The sequence below is a fragment of the Actinoalloteichus hoggarensis genome, from assembly GCF_002234535.1.
GTDB classification, from domain to species: domain Bacteria; phylum Actinomycetota; class Actinomycetes; order Mycobacteriales; family Pseudonocardiaceae; genus Actinoalloteichus_A; species Actinoalloteichus_A hoggarensis.
On sequence record NZ_CP022521.1, the window covers coordinates 3,881,097 to 3,902,826 of the forward strand.

The 21,730-nt window shown below is 70.5% G+C and carries 15 protein-coding genes; 7 read left to right on the forward strand and 8 right to left on the reverse strand.

Annotation, left to right across the window (positions count from 1 at the left end; all coding sequences use genetic code 11):
- Nucleotides 1-94: 94 nt before the first annotated feature.
- The 3 genes from AHOG_RS16620 to AHOG_RS16630 all read left to right on the forward strand — a co-directional run bounded on the left by AHOG_RS16620 (nt 95) and on the right by AHOG_RS16630 (nt 4,821).
- Complete coding sequence (locus AHOG_RS16620) at nt 95-1,435, forward strand: FAD-binding oxidoreductase (RefSeq protein ID WP_093942181.1); 1,341 nt, start codon at nt 95-97, stop codon at nt 1,433-1,435.
- Between the two features lie 549 nt (nt 1,436-1,984).
- Nucleotides 1,985-3,220 (forward strand): acyl-CoA dehydrogenase family protein, encoded by a 1,236-nt coding sequence (locus AHOG_RS16625; RefSeq protein WP_093942182.1) that lies wholly within the window; start codon nt 1,985-1,987, stop codon nt 3,218-3,220.
- Nucleotides 3,221-3,441: 221 nt separating this feature from the next.
- Entirely contained in the window at nt 3,442-4,821 is a 1,380-nt protein-coding gene (locus tag AHOG_RS16630; protein ID WP_093942183.1) for an FAD-binding oxidoreductase, read from the forward strand.
- Between the two features lie 808 nt (nt 4,822-5,629).
- Here the strand turns inward: AHOG_RS16630 and AHOG_RS16635 are convergent.
- From AHOG_RS16635 to AHOG_RS16650, 4 genes are all read right to left on the reverse strand, one after another.
- A complete protein-coding gene (locus AHOG_RS16635) occupies nt 5,630-6,412 on the reverse strand; it encodes an SDR family oxidoreductase (RefSeq protein ID WP_093942184.1) in 783 nt (260 codons plus the stop codon).
- 187 nt (nt 6,413-6,599) lie between these two features.
- Nucleotides 6,600-7,337 carry a DUF2306 domain-containing protein gene (locus AHOG_RS16640; protein ID WP_211290419.1) on the reverse strand — a complete coding sequence of 246 codons (738 nt, stop codon included), beginning with the start codon at nt 7,335-7,337 and terminating at the stop codon, nt 6,600-6,602.
- A gap of 208 nt (nt 7,338-7,545) precedes the next feature.
- Nucleotides 7,546-9,081 carry a methyltransferase domain-containing protein gene (locus tag AHOG_RS16645; protein ID WP_093942186.1) on the reverse strand — a complete coding sequence of 512 codons (1,536 nt, stop codon included), beginning with the start codon at nt 9,079-9,081 and terminating at the stop codon, nt 7,546-7,548.
- Between the two features lie 99 nt (nt 9,082-9,180).
- Nucleotides 9,181-10,635 (reverse strand): extracellular solute-binding protein, encoded by a 1,455-nt coding sequence (locus tag AHOG_RS16650; RefSeq protein WP_211290420.1) that lies wholly within the window; start codon nt 10,633-10,635, stop codon nt 9,181-9,183.
- A gap of 330 nt (nt 10,636-10,965) precedes the next feature.
- Between AHOG_RS16650 and AHOG_RS16655 the strand changes: the two genes are divergently transcribed.
- From AHOG_RS16655 to AHOG_RS16665, 3 genes are all read left to right on the forward strand, one after another.
- Complete coding sequence (locus AHOG_RS16655; RefSeq protein ID WP_157736864.1) at nt 10,966-12,624, forward strand: 4-hydroxyphenylacetate 3-hydroxylase family protein; 1,659 nt, start codon at nt 10,966-10,968, stop codon at nt 12,622-12,624.
- Nucleotides 12,621-12,893, forward strand: a complete 273-nt coding sequence (locus AHOG_RS16660) for a phosphopantetheine-binding protein (RefSeq protein WP_093942187.1) — start codon at nt 12,621-12,623, stop codon at nt 12,891-12,893. The genes AHOG_RS16655 and AHOG_RS16660 overlap by 4 nt, the downstream gene beginning before the upstream one ends.
- Nucleotides 12,894-12,973: 80 nt before the next feature.
- Nucleotides 12,974-14,350, forward strand: coding sequence for a condensation domain-containing protein (locus AHOG_RS16665; RefSeq protein ID WP_093942188.1), 1,377 nt, complete (start codon nt 12,974-12,976; stop codon nt 14,348-14,350).
- 718 nt (nt 14,351-15,068) lie between these two features.
- Here AHOG_RS16665 and AHOG_RS16670 read toward each other — a convergent pair.
- From AHOG_RS16670 to AHOG_RS16680, 4 genes are all read right to left on the reverse strand, one after another.
- On the reverse strand, nt 15,069-15,899 hold the full coding sequence (locus tag AHOG_RS16670; RefSeq protein WP_093942189.1) for an SAM-dependent methyltransferase: 831 nt from the start codon (nt 15,897-15,899) through the stop codon (nt 15,069-15,071).
- A 47-nt stretch (nt 15,900-15,946) separates the two neighbouring features.
- A complete protein-coding gene (locus tag AHOG_RS29515; protein WP_211290421.1) occupies nt 15,947-16,963 on the reverse strand; it encodes an alcohol dehydrogenase catalytic domain-containing protein in 1,017 nt (338 codons plus the stop codon).
- Nucleotides 16,964-17,044: 81 nt separating this feature from the next.
- The gene (locus AHOG_RS29520) at nt 17,045-18,298 is read right to left on the reverse strand and encodes a cytochrome P450 family protein (RefSeq protein WP_211290422.1); all 1,254 of its coding nucleotides are present in this window, start codon (nt 18,296-18,298) and stop codon (nt 17,045-17,047) included.
- 98 nt (nt 18,299-18,396) lie between these two features.
- Complete coding sequence (locus AHOG_RS16680; RefSeq protein ID WP_093942190.1) at nt 18,397-19,575, reverse strand: acyl-CoA dehydrogenase family protein; 1,179 nt, start codon at nt 19,573-19,575, stop codon at nt 18,397-18,399.
- A gap of 524 nt (nt 19,576-20,099) precedes the next feature.
- Here AHOG_RS16680 and AHOG_RS16685 point away from each other — a divergent pair.
- Nucleotides 20,100-21,650: an MFS transporter gene (locus tag AHOG_RS16685; RefSeq protein ID WP_245856271.1), complete on the forward strand. Its 1,551-nt coding sequence runs from the start codon at nt 20,100-20,102 to the stop codon at nt 21,648-21,650.
- The last annotated feature ends 80 nt before the right edge of the window (nt 21,651-21,730 follow it).

The following is a 21,730-nucleotide window of genomic DNA, read 5'->3' on the forward strand; positions in this document are numbered from 1 at the left end:
GCGGAGCAGTCGACAGCCCTTCGGTCACCGATGCGGGACACGGCGCCCGCGTTCGGGTGATCGACGCCGTGAGATGTCTACAGAGGAGAGAATCATGAAAGCCGAGGAGATCGGTGCGTTGCGGGCGGCCGTCGCCGGCGACGTCGTCGGCGCCGCCGACGTCACGTACGACGAGCTGCGCAACATCTTCGTTCACCAGGGCAGGCCCGAGGTCATCGTCCGGTGTACGAGCAACGATGACGTCCGAGCCGCGATCCGGTTCGCGCTCGACCACGAGCTCGTGATCTCCGTCCGCAGCGGCGGACACAGCAACGCGGGTTTCAGTACCAATGACGGCGGAATGGTCATCGACCTGACGCCTCTCGACCAGGTCGAGATCATCGATGCGGAGAACTCCGTGGTCCGGCTGGGCAGCGGTGCCAGATGGGGCGCGGTGGCCAGTGCCCTCGGCGAGCACGGCCTCGTGATCTCCTCCGGAGACACCTCCACGGTCGCGGTCGGCGGACTGCTGCTCGGCGGCGGCATCGGCTGGCTGGTGCGGAAGTTCGGCCTGGCCATCGACAACGTCGTCGGCGCCGAGGTGGTCACCGCCTCGGGCGAGGTGCTGCGTGCCGACGCCGAGGAGAACCCCGAGCTCTTCTACGGCATCCGCGGCGGCAGCGGCAACTTCGGGGTCGTCACCTCCTTCGACGTCGTCGCGCAGAAGGTGCCGGGCGTGCACTTCGGCACGATCAACTACCCCGCCGACGAGACCGCGGCCGTGGTGAAGGGGTGGGCGGACTACATGCGTACGGCGCCGCCCGAGCTCACGACGACGGTGGGGGTGTTCCCTCCGTTCGACGGCGTGCCGACACCGGTGAACCTCACCGTCTGTTACGCCGGGACGGACGCGGCGGAGGCGGAGGCGGCGATCGCACCGCTCCGCCGGCTCGGCACGCTGCTGGCCGCGGACGTCAAGCCGGTGCCCTACGCGGCCGTGCTGAACGAGCCGTCGCAGCTGCCGCCCGGCTGGCAGCCGATGGTCAAGAGCAGCTTCGCACCGGTGGCCGGTCCCGAGTTCATCGACACCGTCCTGACCGGTGCCCGGCAGTTCGCGATGCTGTACGTCGAGTTCAGGAGCATGGGCGGGGCGGTCCGCGAGGTCGCCGAGGATGCCACCGCGTTCGCCTATCGGGACGACGAGATCATGTTCTTCACCACTCACCTCGGCGGCCCCGAGGACCATCAACGGATCGAGACCGAGTTCCGCGACTTCTGGCGGACGTTGGCACCGTTCAGCCACGGCGCCTACAGCGGATTCATGAGCGCGGTCGACGAGGACGACGTGGCCGCCATCTACCCGACGGCGACGCGCGCCCGACTCGCGGCGCTGAAGGCCGTGCACGATCCGACGAACGTGTTCCGACTCAACCCCAACGTCAGGCCGTCCAAGTAGAAGGCGCCCCTCTCGACGGCATTCCTGCGTGCGGCGTCCCGGCGTCGGCCGGGTCTGCGGTGTCTCGCCTCGGCCATCCGGGTACCCCCAGGCCCGGTCCGACACGGCGGTCCCCGGCCCGGCCGACGCCCGGCTCCGTACCCGGCCTGACCGTCAGCCGCGCGCGGGATACGACGACACGCAACGGCTTGCCGAGCCTGTCGTCGCGGGCGGTGCCCGGAGGTCTCGGCCGCCCCTTCCCGTCTTCCCGTCTTCCCGACCTCGCGTTCGCCCGAGCTCGAACGCCTCGCCGCAGCGGATCGCGCGCTGTTCGGCGCCGGTCGCGCCGAATCGAGTCACGCCGGTCCGGGAAGGGTCGCAATCTGAGAGATGTCGCGCCTCGCGACCACGTGTGACGCTGGGCATCGCGGCGGCCTGATCCGGTTCGGCACGAACGGCCGGCCGCGACGGAGTCGACGCCGCGGGGCCTGAGGAGACCGACGTCCACGCCTGCATCGCAGACCGGCCGTCGCTCCCGCGCTCCCACCAGACGAAGGACGTGACGCGGGTATGAGTGTGGCCACGAACGCGCCGAGCGACGATCCGTCCCCGGCGGGACCGCAGCTGACCGAGGACGAGGTCGTGGCCAGAGCGGAGCGACTGGCGCGCACCCTGGTCGACCGGCAGGCCGAGACCGAGCAGCGGACCTTCTACGCCGAGGACGTCCACGAACAGTTTCGTGCGGCGGGGTTCTACCGAATCCTCGTCCCGAGGCGCTTCGGCGGTCACGAGTTCAGTGCGGAGACGTTCCTGCGGGTGTCGACGGCGCTCGCCCGAGGCTGCCCGTCCACGGGCTGGATGTACTGCCTCGGCGCCGCGCACGCGCTCGCGGCGGCGACGTTCTTCGACGAGCGCGCCCAGACCGAGCTGTTCGCGGACGGCGACTTCATCAGTCCGGCCACGATCAACCCGAGCGGCTCGGCACGGCGAGCCGACGACGGGGGTTGGATCATTCGAGGCACCTGGCCCTACTGTTCCGGCGCGCCGTACGCGACGCACTTCATCGGACACACGATCGTCGAGTCCGCCCAGGGCGCCCCGGGCACGCCGCTGCTCTTCATCATCCCGCGCAGCGGCTGGACCATGCTGAACGACTGGGGCGACCAGCTCGGTCTCCAAGGCAGCGGGTCACACAGCATCCGGATCGACGACGCCTACGTCCCCCCGCATCACGCCTTGGAGTCGGTGCATCTGAGCGAGATGGACGTCAGTCGGGGCACCGTCGGCCGCAGGCTGCACGGCAATCCGGAGTACGGCGGCGGGCCGCTCAGTTTCATGCTGCTGGAGTCGGCGTCTCTGGCCGTCGGCATGGCGCAGGGAGCGCTGGACGCCTACGAGGAGCTGATGCGCACCCGCAAGACGATGTTCGCCGCGGTCCTGCGCGCCGAGGATCCCGACTATCAGCTCTGGTATGGCCAGGCGGGCGGCATGATCGCCGCGGCGGAGGCGGCCGTGCGCAACGCGGCCCAACAGTGGAGCGCGGTCTGCGCGGCCGGGCCGTCGGCATTCACCCGCGAACAGGATCTGCGGATCGCCACGATCTGCCGAGAAGTGATCCGGCTGTGCTGGCAGGCTGTCGAGGGCTATCTGTTCCGGACCGCCGGGTCCAGCTCGGTCCGGCTCGGCAGCCGCATCGAACGGGTGTGGCGGGACATGTCGACGCTGCACAGTCACGTCGGGGTCGGGGTCCTCCTCGCGTCCGTGGCGACCAGGGAGTTCACCAAGGCACGATTCGGCGTCCGCTGAGGCGTCCGCCCCCGCGGTGTCCCGCCGCGACCGTCCGATGACGTCGCCGACCGATGGCGCCGCGAAGCGAGCGGCACGCACGTCCCTCGGTGTTCGCCGATGAGGTGCGGACCGGCCGCCGCCGCGAAGGACGTCGTGCGCCCCGGCGCGACCCGAGAACGAACCCGACGGCGGCCGACGATCCCACCGGCCGGGGCGAGGCGAGCAGGGAGGGATGAGACATGACCGATCCGAAGGATCAGGACGGCCGCGTGGCTCGGCCGGGCGAGCAGGCCTACGACGTCGCGACGCGGGTGTTCAACCTCGCGGCGCCTGCCCGGCCTGCCGCGGCGGTGACGGCGCGCACCGCGGAGCAGGTGCGGTCCGCGATACGCCATGCGATCAAGCACGGGATGTCGGTGCGCGTGCATTCGACCGGGCACGCCTCGGCGACCGCGAGCCCGATGGAGGGCGCGCTGCTGATCCGCACCGCGCTGTCCGAGGAGGTCCGCATCGACGAGGAACGACGGGTGGCCCGCGTCCCTGCGGGACGGACCTGGCGTGACGTCGTCGAGGCGGCGGCACCGTACGGACTCGCCGCGCCGCACGGCACGTCGCCGACGGTCGGCGTGGTCGGCTACGTGCTGCGGGGCGGCATGAGCTTCTACAGCAGACATGTCGGTCTCGCCGCCAACAGCGTGACGGCAGTCGAGCTGGTGGACGCCGGCGGCCGCCTTCGCCTGGTCACCCGGGAATCCGATGCCGAACTGTTCTGGGCACTGCGGGGCGGCGGCGGCGGATTCGGCGTCGTCACGGCCGTCGAGATCGCGTTGTTTCCCGTCACCGGGGTGATCACCGGCGCGGCCTACTGGTCGGCGGCCTACGCGCCCCGGCTGCTGTCGGCGTGGCTGCGGTGGACCGACGAAGCCCCGACTGAGGCGGGCACGTCGCTGCGGATGATGAATCTGCCATCGCTGCCGGAGATCCCCTCCGCGTTGACCGGCGGCCCCGTGGTCTGCGTGGCGGGCGCGGTGTTCGCCGAGCCGCCGGACTCGCTCGATCAAGCCGTCCGACGCGCCGGGGACCTTCTCGGCCCACTGCGAACCGTGGCCGAGCCGCTGCTCGACACGTGGGCGCCCGGGACGCCGACGTCGGTCCTGGACGCACACGACGATCCCACCGAGCCGGTCGCCGTCCTCGGCGATCACCTGCTGCTGCGGGACCTGCCCGCGACCGGTGCGGCGGCCTTCCTGCGTGCTGTCGCAGGCGACTCCGGCTCGCCGCTGGTGGCCGCCGAGCTGCGTCAGCTCGGCGGGGCCGCGTCGAGTCCCCATCCTGCGGGCGGTGCCCTCGACCATCTGGACGCCCGGTTCGCCTTCATGGCCGCCGGGCTGCCCGGCGGCACCGGCAGCGCGCAGTCGATCATGGACCATTGCGCGACGGTGCGGGCCGCGCTCGCACCCTGGGACACCGGTCGGACGGCTCCGACGTTCGTGGAGAACCGCGAGCAGCCGCAGGGACACCTCGATGCGGATCGACGCAGGTCCGTCGAGCTGCTGCGAACCCGCGTCGATCCGCAGGGCCGGTTCTCCGGTGACGTCCTGCCCGACGTGGACGCCTGATTCGGAACGGTCGCGGCAGCGGAATCCGAGCCGGGCGGCGATCCGGCCCGGCCGAGTCCGCCCCGGCCCGCATCCTCCGCGCAGGCCCGGGGCGAGCGCTGTGGCGGGACCCCGAACCGGAACATCCGACACGGGGGCAGCGGGAGGCCCGGGCCCGGGACACGCATCACCGCCCGGTTCCACCACGCCGAGTGTTCGATGCCACAGGGAGCGTCATGAGAGGTTCGTGAGTTCAGGCGGACGTCCTCCACTCGGCGAGGACCAGGGCGGTCCACCCCGACGCGGGCCGAGCCATACGGCTTCGGTGGAGGAAGGCGAGACCGCAGCCCGGAGGTCCGGCATCGAGCTCGGACGAACACAGCCGCCACGCGGCAGGCCGACGGCTCCTGTCTCACTACGGCCGCCACGGCAGGCTGATCGGCCTCGAGGGCCGACTCGGCAGGCTCCGCGCCGGTCACGGCCGTGCGGGAGCGGCGACCTCGCGCCCCCCGCACCACGAATCCGCCGCGGCGAACGACCTCTCTCGGCCTCCCCGGAGGGCCGGCCGACGGAGAAGACGGTCGACGATGTCATCCCGCCGACGTGACAAGCTCCGTGGCCGACGCTCAGCCGCGACTCGAGCCGTCGGCTCCCGCCGGAGGTCATCGTCCGTGAAGCGGCGGAGGAGGGCGAGGACGAGTCCCCGGCAGCGCGGCCCGCCACCTCGGGCGACCACTCCGAAGGCCGCGGGCCGATCGTTCACCGCCCGGCGAGCAGGCCTCGTCCACCCGCACGGCCGGCGCCACGCGCGTGCGGCACGGTGGACAGGTCAGTGGTGGAACTCCCCCGCATTGACATCCAGGCAGTGACCCGTCACCGCGCGAGCCAGGGACGAGATCAGAAACACCACGGCGTCGCCGACGGCCTCGGGTTCGGGGAGCTCCCGCAGGTCCAAATTCGCCGCGACCTCGTCGTACACCTGGCGAGCTGCCACGCCGCGTTCCGCGGCGAGGTGGGCGAAATAGTCTTCCAGGGCTTCCGCCCAGACATAGCCGGGAGCCACCGAGTTGACGCGCACGCCCTGCGGACCGAGTTCGGTGGAGAGGCTCTGCGCCAGGGCCAGCAGTCCTGCCTTGGCCACCTTGTAGGCGCCGAACCGCGGCCTCGAATGCCGCAGGGCCGCCGAGTTGACCATCACCACGGCTCCGCGGCTCTCGACCAACGCGGGGGCGAGCATCCTGGTGAGGCGCAGCGCGGCGAAGACGTCGACCTCCAGTGTCGCGCGGACCGCGGCCAGCTCGACGTCCGCGAGGTCGGCCATCGGCGGTCGGGCGAAAGCGTTGTTCACCAGCGCGTCCACCCGCCCGAAGGCCGTTGTCGCCGCCGAGGCCAGTGCCGCCGCGGCGTCCGGATCGGTCAGATCGGCGGGCACGGCGAGTGCTCGTCGCCCCGTCTGCTCCACCTCGTCGGCGATCTGATCGATCACCGTGCCGGTTCTGGCGGCGAGCACCACGTCGGCGCCCGCGAGCGCGCACTGGACGGCGATCGCCCGCCCCAGGCAGCGTCCGGCGCCTGCGACCAGCACCACCTTGTCCTCCAGCAGTCCACCCATCACTCCACCTCTCCATCGGGTCGTACCGGGACTTCTCCTGGGACGTCGGGGCGGTCCGCGAACTCGTGCCTCGGCGTCGGATCGGCACGGGGCCGCGGCGCGAACACGGCGGCAGAGGCCGCGCACGTCCGCCACCCCGGCGACCGACGGCGGACCGCCCGACCCGGCGGGCGCACCGACGACGCGACTACGACGACTCGACCGGGCGCTGTGGCGCCGCCTCACGCCGCTCGGTCCGATTGAGCCACCACTGGACGAGGAACACGTTGATCACCCAGCCGAGCCAGGGCGCCGTGAGCCCGATCTGCGCGAACACCGCCGGGTCGTCGATCCCGAACATCGTGAGGACGATCATGAAGACGCGACCCCACACGATGTTGATGGCGAACGCGAAACTGAACAGCATCCACCGTCGATGCTGCCGATAGCGCCGCTGCCGGGCCCGAATGAAGCCCATCGTGGTCGTGACCAGCCAGAAGACCCCGCCCAACGTCGTGCCGACACTCGGTGCGGGCGACAGCGGGGTGATCACCATGGCGATCACGGCCGAGGGCAGCGCACCGGCGAAGACGTACAGCCGCCCGCTCCAGCGGTGCACCGCCGGACGGCGGCGCCGCAGCGCAGGCCACAACTGGAGGCACACGGTCACCAGCGCCACGGTGCCGAACACGATGTGCGACACCAGCAGCGGATAGTGGACCGCCGAGTCCTCCCGGATGACGATCAGCGAACGCGCCGGGTCCAGCGTCAGGTAGGGCGGCCAGGCGATCGCGAGGAAGGCCAGCACCACCACGACCAGCGGAACCACCCATGGTCGTCGCCACCACCGCGGGCGCGATGCCGTCCCGCCCGCGGCGACCTCTCTCGATCCCATGGCCGGGGACCCGCCCGAACTCGCGCCTGTCCGCTCTTCGTGCTGGGTCATCGGCGTGGTTCCCTTCTCGCTGCATGCCTTTCGTGGACACGGGGCCCGGCGCCTCAGAGGAGGGCCGCATCGGAAAGACGTCGATGCGGTGTCGGCCGGGATCGATCGTCGTGGCCGGCCACCGGTGTGCGGACGCGGTCCGACCAGGCGTCACGGTAGGACGCCGCTCTCGGACGGCACAGCTCCGAGAATGCGCAGTACGGCGGCCTCAACGGCGACGGACGGCGGTCAGGAGGACGACGCCTCCGATGCTCGTCCGATGCGTGATCCGCAGTCCGGCCTCGGTCAGCCAGTCGGTGATCTGCTCGTCCTCGAACAGGACGATCCCGTCGGGACTGCCGGGGAAGCTGTGCGCATGCTGGAAGTACCGGTAGATCGGATCGCCGCCCCAGCGGAAGGTCATGAGGGTGAGCGTGCCGCCCGTACGCAGGCAACGGCCGATCTCGTGCAGGGCCGCAGCCGGGTCGGGCAGGGCCTGGAGCGCGTTCCAACAGTTCACCGCGCCGAGGGCGGCCTCCCCGAAGGGGAGCGTGAGCGCGCTGCCACGCACCGCGGCCACCCCGGGAAGCCGGCCGCGCAGCTCAGACAGCATCGGGCCGATCACGTCGAGCGCGATGACCCGTTCCTCACCGAACACCTCGGCCGCGATCGCGGTCCAACGACCGGCGCCCGCCCCGAGGTCCAGCACGGGGCCGTTCACGGCGGCGAGATGTTCGGTGAGATAGGCGTCCTCGACCGACGGCGTGACATCGCCTCCCCAGTTGGAGCCCATCACCCGGAGGAAGGCCGGTCGCAGCACCGTCTCGTAGTAGTGACCGATGCCGGTCATCCCGGTCGCGTTCTGGAGTACGTCGTCCTCGTCGGGCCGGGCATCGCCCTCCGCCAGCAGGTCGAGCACGCCCCGCGCATGTCGGTAGGCCCGCGCGCAGGACGTGCAGTGGGCGACGGCATCCGACAGCGTCAGTCGGGCGCGGCAGGTCGGGCAGCACAGCGCGTCGAGATGCCGGGCCAGAAGCCCGGTGCCGTCTGCGGGCGGTGTTGCGGCAGGCGCGGCCAGTGGGCTCACGTCGGTCACCACGGTCGGTCCGCCGTTGCGGACAGACCACAGGGCCTTGGCACCGGTGTAGGCGAGCACCGACCTGGTGTCGCTGCGCCAGGTCGCGAGAAGCTGTTCGGGAGTGAGCTGGTCGATCCAGCCCCGGTCGAAGTCCCGTTCGCTGTCGTTCAGCGACCATTCGTGCGGGGACGGCCAGACCCGGCCGAGGACCACGTCGGCGGGGTCGAGCGTCGCGAGACAACGTCGCAGCCTCGTCGCGTCCTCCGGTGCGAGTGGGAGCCTCGCCGTAGCCGTGAGGACGCGGTCCCGGTCCTCGGGCAGGTGCGACAGCAGGTACAGCAGAGCGAACGTCAGCGGCTCGTCCTCGGCGGCGTCGTCGAGCAGCGCCAGATACCGGTCGAGCCCGCCGCGCACCGCCTGCGTCACGGGTCCGTCGACGGCGGGATACTCGGCTTCGGCGAGCAGGCCGAGCAGGATCAACAGATGACCACGCAGATCCTCGTCGACCACATCGAGGTGCGCGAGCAGATCCGCGGTCGCGGCCTGCGCACGCGAGGTGAGCTCGCCCTCCACCCATAACGCCCCGGTCAGTCGTAGAAACTCCTCATCACGTGCTTCGGGCGCCGCCTCGGCGAACGATCTGATCAGATCGCGGACGGACGGTGCCACGGTGCGGGAGTCGCTCATCACTGCTCCTCTCTTCGGCCCGGACGTCGGACCGAGGAAGGCCCGCGCAGCGGCTCGGCCACAGGGTGTGGCGCCGTCGGCGGCGGGCGGTCGACGGGCTCAGCCCACGCGGAAGTGCCGAGGATCGATGTCCGGTCCTGCGGCGAGGCGGGCGTGGTAGTCGTCCAACAACCGCTGCGCCGCCCGCTCGGCCGAGCGGAACCGGGCGACGGGATCGGCGCCGAGCGCGAGGACGTCGTGCATCGCGTCGGTCATGACGTCCTGTGCGCCGACGAAGTCGCCGAGCAGAGCGCCGAGCGCGGCGGGCGAGCCGTCACCGGCGGCGAGCTGGTCGACCGCGACCCGGTGATGCGGGTTGGCGTCGAACCAGCCCTCGTGCCGGAGCCGCTCGTGTCCTGCCCCGGTGACGGGAATGAATCCGCTGCTTCGATGCCGAGCCGCCACGTTCTCCGGGTCCAGCATGTACAGCAGGAAGGCCAGCGCCCCGTCTCTGGTCTCCCGGTCCAGTCCCGCGGTGAGCCATAACGAGTCGCCGCCGATGACGTTGCCCGCATAGGGCACCTCGTCGTTGTGGGGCATCCGACTCACCTCGACATCGAATCCGCCCGCTCGGCCCGCCTCGACCATGCGTTGCGCCTCCACCGAAGTACTGAGCACCATGGCCACTCGCTGCTCGGCGAAGGCACGATGGTTCTCCACCCACGCGCGCAGGGTGTCCTCGCCTGCCGCCCGCACCCCGGTGTAGTGGTAGTGCCCGTGTCGATGCATCGTCAGCCACCACCGGACGAACGCGGTCATGGCTGGGGAGGTCAGATCGATGCGCTCCGCCCGACCCGACCTCCCGTTGTCGTGGTCGGCGAGCAGCGCGCCCTGCTGGGCCAGGGCCTGTTGGAAGACCCAGCCGTGGTTCGGCCAGCTGACCCCGCGAGCCGCGTTCGAGGGCAGCGCCTCCACCGCGGTGCAGGCGGCCTCGACTTCACGCCAGGTGGCAGGGGCGGCGGGAATGCCTGCCCGTCGGAGCAGGGTGGTGTTGGTGTACAGCAGCATCGTCGATGTCAGCGGAGGAACCGCGAACAGCTCGCCGCCGTCGGTGTAGTAGTCGCGACCGGCGGCGACCAGGTCGTCGAGCACCACCCGCTCGCCCAGAATCTCCGTCCGACCTCCGATCGCCGCCTCCACGGAGGTGAAGAGCGGTGATCCGTCGCGGGCGAGCATGTCACGGGCGAGCTGGGTGGAGGTGTAGAAATTCTGGACGATCGCGGGCGGGCGCCCCCGCCGTGCCGCTTCGGCGACCATCCGAGGCAGCACGAGGTGATCCCGGCCGTGGACGACGACTCGGTACTCGGGGTGACGAGCGGTGAACCGTTCGGCCAGTGCCCTCGTCTCGTCCAGGAACAGCGGCACGACGGGATAGTCGTTGAGCCACACCTCGATGACGACCGCCGTGCGGTCCACGTTCTGCTCGGCGTGGCCGGGATCGGGGTGAACGACGTCCTGCATGGCGATGTCCTTCGAGTCGAGCGGGACCGGCTCGGGACCGGCGTCGAGTGTCACGTCCGGATGGGGGCGTAGGCGGTCGATCACCGATCCTGCCCAGCGCAGCGATGGCCCACATCTCCACGAATGCGGTGTCGGGCGGCGGACGCGGCAGAAGACCCGGACCGGTCCGTCGCCCTGATGTCCCGACGGTGACCGGCCCTGACTCGCGCGAAGCGAGAACGCACGGCCTCGACCGGGGAGACGCCGCACGCTCGAAGGGGATCGGGCCGTCGCGTGCTGTCAGGATCGGATGTCGCGGCGAAGGTCGACGATGATGCACGGCCCCACCGCCCCACCCCCACCACCGACGCGGCAGCGAGCGACGCGGGAAGGTGACGAGGTCTGATGGCCGATCAGCACGACAGCCGGGAGAACGAGCACGGAGCGGGCTCGAGCACCCGCCCCATGACGGGTGAGGAGTACGTCGACAGCCTGCGCGACGACCGCGAGGTCTACCTCTACGGGGAGCGCGTCGAGGACGTCACCACGCATCCGGCCTTCCGCAATCCCGTCCGAATGACGGCCCGCCTGTACGACGCCCTGCACGACCCAGCACGACGGTCGGTGCTCACCACCGCGACGGACTCCGGCGGCGACGGCTACACGCATCGGTTCTTCACCACACCGCACAGCGCGGCCGACCTCGTCGCCGATCAGCGGGCGATAGCGGAATGGTCCCGTCTCAGCTACGGCTGGATGGGTCGCTCTCCCGACTACAAGGCGTCCTTCCTCGGCACGCTGGGCGCCAACGCCGACTTCTACGAGCCGTTCGCGGACAACGCACGACGGTGGTACCGCGAGGCACAGGAGAAGGTCCTGTACTGGAACCATGCCATCGTTCATCCGCCGGTGGACCGGCATCGCCCGCCCGACGAGGTCGCCGACGTGTTCATCCACGTCGAGAAGGAGACCGACGCGGGTCTGATCGTCAGCGGCGCGAAGGTCGTCGCGACGGCGTCCGCGATCACCCATCACAACTTCATCGCCCACTACGGACTGCCGATCAAGGAGCGGCGGTTCGCGCTGATCGCGACGGTGCCGATGGCGGCGGCGGGCGTGAAGCTGATCTGCCGGACGTCCTACGCGGCCACGGCCGCGGTGATGGGCAGCCCGTTCGACCACCCGCTGTCCTCCCGCCTGGATGAGAACGACACCATCCTGGTGCTGGACCGGGTCCTGATCCCCTGGGAGAACGTGTTCGTCTACGGCGATCTCGGCAAGGTGCAGATGTTCACCGCGCGTTCCGGTTTCCCGGAGCGCTTCACCTTCCACGGCTGCACGCGGCTGGCGGTCAAGCTGGAGTTCCTCGCAGGCCTGCTCGCCAAGGCGTTGGAGCTGACCGGCACCCGGGACTTCCGAGGAGTGCAGACTCGTCTCGGCGAGGTCCTCGCCTGGCGGAACCTGTTCTGGGGACTGTCCGACGCCGCCGCACGCAATCCCGTGCCGTGGCGCAACGGCTCCGTGCTGCCCAACCCGGAGTACGGCATGGCCTACCGCTGGTTCATGCAGCTCGGCTACCCGAGGATCAAGGAGATCATCCAACAGGACGTCGCCGGGGGGCTCATCTACCTCAACTCCAGTGCGGAGGACTTCAAGAACCCGGAGATCCGGCCGTATCTGGACCGCTATCTGCGCGGTTCCGACGGATCCGACGCGGTCCAGCGCGTCAAGGTGATGAAGCTGCTGTGGGACGCCGTCGGCAGCGAGTTCGGCGGCAGGCATGAGCTGTACGAGCGCAACTACGCGGGCAACCACGAGAACACGCGGATCGAACTGCTCTCCGCCCAGACGGTGAACGGCCGGATCGACGACTACAAGGCCTTCGTCGACGCCTGTCTCGAGGAGTACGACCTGGACGGCTGGACGGTGCCGGACCTGTCCTCGTTCGACGAGCTGCGCCGTATCCGGCACGACACGCTCACCGGTGGACGGTCGAACTCCGGTGAGCGCCCCCACCCCGCAGGCTTCGAGCAGAGCCGCGTCGACGAGAAGGAGATCGGATGAGCGGCGAAGGGGTCGAGGAGTCCCGGGCCACCGAGATCGCGCACCGGGTCGGGGCGATCTGGCGCGATGTGCTCGGTGCGGACACGCAGGCCACGTTCTTCGAACTGTCGGGTCAGTCGATCTCCGCCGTGCGGATCGCGGCGCGGATCGAGGACGAACTGGGCATCACCGTGGACATCGGTGAACTCTTCGAGGACCCGACCGGCGAGGCGTTCGCCCGCGCGGTCGCGGCGCGGGCGGCCGAGGCGCCGAGCGACCGACAGCACTGATACGGCCGCTGGACAGCCGTCGCTTCAGCACACGGTGGTCGCCGAGGACCTCCCGGCGGCCGGACGAGGACGGGATCGCGATGAGCATCTCCAGGACGACACGTCCGCAGACGGGTCCGTTCGAGGACCGAGTTCCCCTGTCGGTGCAGCAGGAGTTCCTCTGCATGTGGGACAAGGGCGACGAGATGGGCCCCTTCGGCCCGAGCTACCACATCGTGGACGGCTGGCGGCTGCACGGGGCGGTGGACGTCGAGGCCCTCAGAGCCGCCCTCGACGACGTGGTGGCCCGACACGAGGCACTGCGCACGATCATCCAGCGCGAAGGCGAGCGGTGTCAGCGGATCCATCCGCCGAGTTCACCGGAGCTGACGGTGCTCGACCTTCCCGGGGGCGAGGCGTCCCGCGAACAGCGAGCCGAGGAGCTGCTCAACGAGCTCGCCGCGGGATCGTCGAACGCACGTCGCCTCCCGCTGCTGCGCGCTGTGCTGGGTCGCTTCGACGCGCGGGACGCGGTGCTGGCCCTCGTCGCTCACCACACCGCGGTGGACGCCTGGTCGATGCAGGTGATCATGCGTGATCTGATCCGCTGCCATGCGGCACGGGCGGCGGGCACCGAACCAGACCTGCCGCCCGCGACGCAGTACCGGGAGTACACCCGCAGGCAACGGGACGGCGGACGCCGCGCGGACTCCGCCTCCGTCCGACAGTTCTGGCGGGAGACGTTGCGGGGCGGGCACGCCTTGGCCCTGCCCACGGACCGGGCACGCTCGGCCGAACCGGTGTTCTCCACCGCCTGGTATCGCTTCGCGTTCGGCCCCGAACTCGCGGCGGCGACCGAACGGACCGCCGTCGCGCTGCGGAGCTCGCCGTTCATGGTGCTCCTGGCCGCGTTCGCCGTCCTCGTCCGCCACACGACGGGCGCGACCGATGTCGTGATCCCGACTTTCACACCCGGCCGCGATCAGGCACGTTTCCACGACGCGGTCGGCTCGTTCTTCAACTGCCTGCCGATCAGGGTGGACCTCCGTGACTGCCGTAGCTTCCTGGACGTGGTCGCCGAGACCAGAGCACGCGCTCTGCGTGCCTATTCGCACGAGATCCCCCTGATGGATGTGATCGCCGAGGTTCCCGACCTGATGAGTCGAACCCAGGTCGACGGGCTCGCCTCCTGTGTGTTCCAGGTGATCCAGACACCGCACACCATGCGGTCGGAGCAGGTCGGCGACGTGACGGTCTCGGCCATCCGCCGGAAGACGCTGTCGCAGGCGAAGGGATCGGACATCCCCGACGGACTGCTGTTATGTCTGGAACTCGATCCCGCAGGGGGTCTCATCGGCGAGCTGGGTTACAGCCGGAATCTGTACGACCTGGCCACGGTGCGCGGCCTGACCTCCCGGCTGGAGGCTCTGCTTTCCCGGTTGCTCGGCGACCCGGCCGCGCCGATCGACGGGGGATGAGCGGGGCGGGTGCTCGGTGGCGCACCGTGTCGCGGTGCACGCGATGGTCACCGCTGGGCACCGTCATGCCGCGGGAGCACCCCGCACCGAGCAGGCCGGGCGGAGTGCGCTCGGGCGGACCGGCGGCGCCTGTGGTCAAGGCCGGGGAGTCGGGGCTCCGTACACGCTGGCGCGGGTCCATGTGCCCGGAGGACGCGCCGGGCGGCCCCGTGTCGAGCCGGCCGCGCCCTCGGGACCGCGGTATCTTCCGGCCACGGCGCGTCCGACCACGTCGTGTCCCAACACGTCGTCTCCGAACACGTCGTCCGCATGGCGGCGACCCACGGGGCGTGAAGACGGCGGCGCGGCCGGGCGGCTGCGACGAGCCGGACTCGTCGACCGACGGCATATGTCGGCGCCGACGGGACCGCCGGTCGCGGCCCGGAACAGCGAACCCGTCGCGAACCTGCGGCACCGCCCGGGTCCGCCGGGCGGCCGACGCACGTCCGGGCTCATCATGGCTGCGGGAACGCTCGTCGAGGCGTCGAGGCGCGTATCGGACCACCGGACGGCCCGGTCACGACGGCGGAAGGCCTGCGGAGGCATCCCTCGCGAGGAGACGGCGACCCGGAGCCGCAGGCGCCCGCACGGCGGTGCGCCCCGTGGGCCGGCGGTGAACGCACGAGCAGGCGGAGGGTTCCGCCGCGGCGCTCACCGCCGGTGCGCCGACCGCAGGCCGTCAGCCGACGGGCTTGCGCGCGGTCACGATCGCGTACCCGACCGTCTCGGCGCCGGGGGCGAAGAACCGCGACAGCGAGTCGCGCAACCCGGCGGCCGTGTCCGCGTCGAAACGCTCGGTCAGCTCCGCACGCATCCGCTCGGCGGAGTCCACGTACTTGTGCCCAAGCCCGAAGACCCGAGGCCCGCACTGGACGTACTCCTCGACGACGAAGCCCGACTCGCGCAGCATCGTGATCCACTGCGGCAACGTCGGCAGTCGGGCGAAGCCGATGCCCGCGGCGAACTCGGCGGCCTCCGCGGGCGTGAACTCGGCCTCCAGGGTGTAGTCGCACACCGCGATCCGACCACCGGGACGGAGCACCCGGCGGAACCCGCGCAGGACCGCCGCCAGGTCGGGAGCGGCCTGCAAGGACTCGATCGCCATGATCGCGTCGAAGCTGCCGTCCGGCTGAGTCAGCTCGCCGTAGTCGCCGAGCAGGAATTCGACCCGGTCGCCGAGATTCGCGGCGGCGGCCTTGTGTTCGGCGCGGGCCGCCTCCGTCGCGCTCACCGTGATCCCGGTGACGTGTACGCCGCGTTCCTCGGCGACCAGCAGCGCGGGCGCGCCCAGGCCGCAGCCCGCGTCGAGGAGCCGCTCACCCGACCGCAGCCCCAGTGAGTCGGCCACCTTCCTCGTGATGCGCCGAGAGGCCTCCGCCATCGGCGTGTCGTCCTCGTCGCCGTACCAGTACGCCAGATGCACCTGACCGTCGTTGAACACGTCGGAGACGGGGGACGACTGGTCGTACCGTCTGCCGATCTCGGCAGGACCTGCTGTCACTGATGCCATGACTTCCCTTCCGATGGCGGGCCGCGCCGCGCGGCGCGGGAGCGGAATCAGTAGGCGACGACGGCTCGGAAGCGGACGTCGCCTTCGCGGACCTTGTCCACCGCGGCCGCGACGTCCTCCTTGGCGAAGACCTCGACGACCGGCGTGACCAGACCGCGAGCGACGAGGTCCAGCGCCTGGACCAGCAGGTGCAGTCCGTCGTGGGTCGCACCGATGATGCGCTGACGCTGCGCCCACACCGGGCTGGTCGGCCCGATGGTGAAAGACCCGACGGGGTCGATGGTCGCCAGCACCAGCCGGCCACCCGGCCGCAGACCGGTCAACGTGTCCGCTGCCGCGGCGGCGGACGTCCCCGTCACCAGGACGACGTCGGCGCCACCCGCCGCGCGCAGCTCCGCTCCGTCCGAGACGACGGCATCCGCGCCCAGAGCGCGCACGGCGTCGTGCTTCGCGGGCGATCGAGTGATCGCGACCGTCTCGAAACCCTGCGAGCGAGCGAACTGGACGGCCAGGTGTCCCAGTCCCCCCACGCCCAGCACCGCGACGCGGTCGTACGGCTTCGGCTCGGCCGCGCACAGCGCACTCCATGCGGTATACCCCGCGCAGAGCACCGGCGCGGCCAGTTCGTAGGAGATGCCGTCCGGCAGCAGGACCGTGCTCGCCGCGGACACCGCGACGTATTCGGCGTGGCCGCCCGGCGCGGTGATCCCGGTCATCACCGGCGCCGAGCAGTTCATCCCGGATTGTCCGGTGAGCGGCAGCCCGAGAGCGCAGTAGTCGCAGCGCCCACACGTTCCCTGCACCCAGGTGGCGCCGACGCGATCCCCGACGCGGCGCGAGACGACGCCCTCGCCGACCGCCACGACCTCACCCGCCGCCTCATGTCCGACGATTACGGGGTCGATCGCGGGGAACTCGAAGGCGCCGTCCGTCAGGTAGACGTCGTTGTGGCACACGCCGCAGGCACGCACCCTGATGAGCACCTGGCCGGGTCCGGCGACCGGGGTGGGAACCTCGCGCAGCTCCCATCGTCGATTCACTCCTGGAACGACCGCTGCCTTCATGCGCAGATCACCTCTCTCGACAAGAACGGCTGCCGAAGGCTCCGTGACACGACGGGGCCGGGACGGGGCCGCGGCGCGGGCTCAGACGGTGACATCCGACGGCGAGCCCACGACGGCGGGTTCGGTGAGCACGGGAAGGGTGAGCCTGCCGTTCATGATGAACGTCGCCTGCGGCTCCAGCTCGCCCTCATCGACCGCCAGCGTCAGCCGGGGGAATCGGTCGAACAACGCCGTCAGCGCGATCTCCGTCTCCAACCAGGCCAGCGGTGCCCCGATGCACCGGTAGATGCCGTGACCGAAGGACAGATGCTCCTTGTCCTTCCTGGCGACGTCGAAACGGTCGGCGTCCGCGCCGTGCAACGCGGGATCACGGCCGATGCCCGCGAAGTTGATGAGGACCGGTTCACCGCGAGGAATGGTCACGCCGCCGAGGACGACCTCCTCGGTGGTGAACCGGAACGGCAGGTGGGCGACAGGGGCCTGGACCCGCAGCGTCTCCTCGACGGCCTCCCGCAGGTCGACTTCGCCGGACCGCACCAACGCGAGCTGCTCCGGATGCGTCAGCAACGCCGCCACGGCATTGGTGATCAGGTTCATCACCGGTTCGGTCCCGGTGGCGAGCAGTAGATGCAGGGTCCCGACGAGCTCGGAGTCCGACAGCTGCGAGCCGTCCTCCTTGGCCGCGATCAGGTCCGTCGTCAGGTCGTCACCCGGTGTACGGCGCCTGCTTTCGACGAACTCGTACATCTCCCGATGCCACTGCTCCACATTGGCGGCGGACTCCTCCGGGGTGAGGGTGGTGTCGACGTTCGTCTCACCGCCGCGCAGCATCCGGGCACGTGCCTCCGGGGGGATGCCGAACAGATCACAGATCACCCTGGACGGCAGTGGGTGGGCGAAGGCCGCCTTGAGGTCCACGGGGCGACCCGGCGGGACGGCGGCCAGCTCGTCGAGCAGCTCCGCCACGAGCCGTTCGATGCCGGGCCGCATCGCAGCCACGCGACGAGGCGTGAACGCCTTCGCCGTCAGCCTGCGCAGCCGGGTGTGGTCCGCGCCGTGGGTGGTCGTCAGGTTGTCCATCAGGACCCAGCCGATCAAGGGGAAGTCGTCGCCGATCCGACCATCGACGTAGGCCGTCCAATGTCTGCGCGGGTCCTTGGAGAATCGGTGATCCGACAGGGCCAGTCTGGCGGCGGCATGGCCGGTGATCGACCAGGCACGGACGCCGCCCGGCAGTTCGACCGGGGCCACCGGTCCGTGTGCTCGGATGCGGCGGGCCTCGTCGTGGATGTCGGCGCCGGTGCGATCGATGACCACGGGTCGGTGCTCGAGCATGACAACCTCCGGGATGCGGGACGCGGCGGCGGAGCACGGCGAGATCGGCGCGGACGACGTCTCAGTCGAGGCGCCGCGCTGCCCCCGTACGACGCGATTCACAGGAACGAGGTGTTGGGCTCCAGACCGCAGAGGATCCGCCCGTAGAGCTCCAGGTTGGTGTTCGGATGCATGATGGCGTGCAGATTCAACGTCTGCACGTCCCGCTCGATACGCTGGATAGGCACGTCGCGGTAGATCGAGGAGCCGCCGCTGGCGGTGTTCAGCACGTCGACGGCCTCCTTGGCGCGCAGGCACACCGCGCCGACGTCGAGCCGGACTCGGGCCCGTTCCTCCACCGTCCATTCTTCGGCGGCGCCCTTCTCGTCCACCATCGCGGCAGCTCGCCGGGCATGGAACTCGGCCTCGTCGATCTTGGTCACCGCCTCGCCGACCTGAAGATGGGTGAGGGGCGCCGTGCTCTGATCGTCGTACGACGTGTAGGTGATCTTCCGTCCCGGGAGCCGCTCGAAGAAGGCCTCCTTCGCCGCCTTCGCCAGCCCCAGCGCCGTCGCTCCGACGGTCGTGGCCGCCGTGGGCATGAAGGGCGCGCGATACATCGGGGAGTCCGCATTGCGGACGGAACGGTGTCGGCCGCCCAGCACCGGTCCCAGCGGCAGCACCCGCTCCTGCGGGACGAACAGGTTCTCGGCGGCGGTGGTGACGCTGCCCGAGCCGCGCAGGCCCGCGGTGTGCCAGTCGTCGATGATCGCGAGGTCCGACAGCGGGATGAGCGTCATGATCGGTTCGAGTTCGCCCTCGGCGTTCGGCATCACGGCGGCGTTGGTGTTCCAGTGACTCTGGGTCGCGCCGCTGTTGAACGCCCACCGCCCGGTCAGCAGCACACCGCCGTCCGTCGGCGTCGCCATCGCGCTGGGACTCAGGATGCCGCTGACCCGCACGTCCGGCGTGGCGAACACCTCGTCCTGCACGTCGTCGGGGAACATCCCGACCATCCAGGTGCTGATCGCCCAGACCGCGACCGTCCACGAGGTCGAGCCGTCGCCTCGGGCCAGTTCGGCGAGCACGTCGACCAAGGTCCGCAGATCGGACTCGCCGCCGCCGTGATGAGCGGGCATCCGCATTCGCAGAAGGCCCGAATCCGTGAGGGCCTGGATCGTCTCCTCGTGCAGGCGTCGGTTCTCCTCCTGCCACAGCGCATGTCGCCGGAGGACCGGCACCAGCGTCGATGCTCGATCGAGCAGTTCGGCGGAGTCGAGCCCTCGGGTCGACGTCATCAGAATCCTCCTCGGTGAACGCGGCCGGACCGGGTACCCGCCGGTGTCACTGGTCGCGACGCCGGGTCGGCCGCTGATCGGTACGTGCGTCGGTGCGGTCTCCACGAGGCGTCGCCGCCCGCCCGCACCAAGAGAAACCCTGGCATCCCGCAGGACGACGTGACATCTCCCGAATTGCGATCTCGCGACCGCACCGCCAATCCCGATCGACGTGATCACGGCCGCGAGTCCGAAGACGACGGACGTCGAGTCGTCGGCGCATCACCGGCCCCGGCATCGGACCAGGATCCGCCCACGGGGAATTCGACACCGCGCGCGGCCGCACCGCTTCGAGGACGCGGCATTTCCCGGGGAACGAGCGGTCGGCTGATGTCGAGGAATCAACGGCGGCTCCGACCTCTACTCGACAAGGGACCCTCGGGCATCCCGCCACCGTTGTGATCGAGGAAGGAACTCCCATGCAGGACGCGAATCCAGCCGCGACAGGTCAGAAAGCGGGGCGTCGGGAATGGATAGGGCTGGCGGTGCTCGCTCTCCCGACTCTGCTGATGGCATTGGACATCGGCGCGCTGTTCCTCGCACTGCCACACCTGACGGCCGACCTCGGCACCACGAGCACACAACAGCTCTGGATCACCGACATCTACGGCTTCCTGCTGGCGGGCCTGCTCATCACGATGGGCTCGCTCGGTGACCGCATCGGACGGCGCAAGCTGCTGCTGATCGGCGGAGCGGCGTTCGGCGTCGCCTCGGTGGTGGCCGCGTACGCGCCGACGGCGGAGACCCTGATCGCCGCCAGGGCGCTGCTCGGCATCGCCGGGGCGACCCTCGGCCCGTCGACCCTGGCCCTGATCACCAACATGTTCCGCGACGCCAGGGAACGCGGTGTGGCGATCGCGCTGTGGATGACCTGCATGATGGGCGGTGCATCGCTGGGCCCTGTCCTCGGCGGCGTGATGCTGGAGTACTTCTGGTGGGGATCGGTGTTCCTCCTCGGTGTGCCGGTCATGCTCCTGCTGTTGGTGATGGGACCGCTGCTGCTGCCCGAGTACCGGGCCCCGCAGGCCGGGCGGATCGACCTGTTCAGCGTCGTGCTGTCCCTGGGCGCCATCCTGCCGATCATCTACGGGATCAAGCAGCTGGCGACGAGCTTCGACAGCAGCCCAGTGGAGGGGCTCGTCGCCCTCGTCGCGGGCCTGGCGATCGGCACCGTGTTCGTCCGCCGCCAGCTGCGACTCGAAGACCCGCTGTTGGATCTCCGACTCTTCCGCAACAGTTCCGTCAGCACCGTTCTGGGCGCGGGCCTGTTGACGTCGGCGAGCATGGGCGGCATCGGGATGCTGTCGAGTCAGTACCTCCAGACGGTCCTCGGGCTCTCCCCCGCGCAGTCGGCGCTGTGGTACGCCCCGATGGGCATCGGCACCGCGGTGGGCTCACTGCTGACGCCGGTCCTCACCCGACGGATAAGACAGAGCACCCTGATCGTCGGCGGCCTGGTGTTCTCCCTGAGCGGGTTCGTCCTGCTGGCCTTGGCGCCCTCGGCGGGCGGGCTCGTCCAGGTGGTCATCGGCATCACCGTCATCGCGGTCGGGTCCGGTCCGCTCTTCGTGTTGGGCGCGGGTCTGGTCGTCGGTTCGGTGGAGCCGGAGAAGGCCGGGTCGGCGGCGTCGATCTCGGAGACCTGCTCCACCTTCGGATCCACCTTCGGCATCGCCGTCCTCGGCACCATCGGCGCAGCGGTGTACGGCACGCAGATGCGCGATTCCATGGTCGAGGGCATCCCTGCGGACGCGGCCGAGACAGCGAGCCAGACAGTGGCCGGAGCCGCGCTCGCCGCGGAGGGGCTGCCGGGAGCACAGGCGGCGGAGCTGCTGAGATCGGCGCACGAGGCCTTCACGAACGGACTCAACACGAGCGCCGTGGTCAGCGGACTCATCGCCGTCACTTTGGCGATTCTCACGGCGCGGATCCTGCGGCGTAAGGAGGCCGCGACGGCGAACCGGCCTGCCGGCCAGGAGGCAGCCCCGCAGGAGGCCGGTGCGGCTGACGAGGAGCCGCTCAAGGCCGACGGCTGAGGACGGGCGGCGGGGAGCGAGAGTGTCGAGCTCCCCGCCGACTCCACACAGGCCGGGGCGGCGAGGGCATGTCCGCCGGA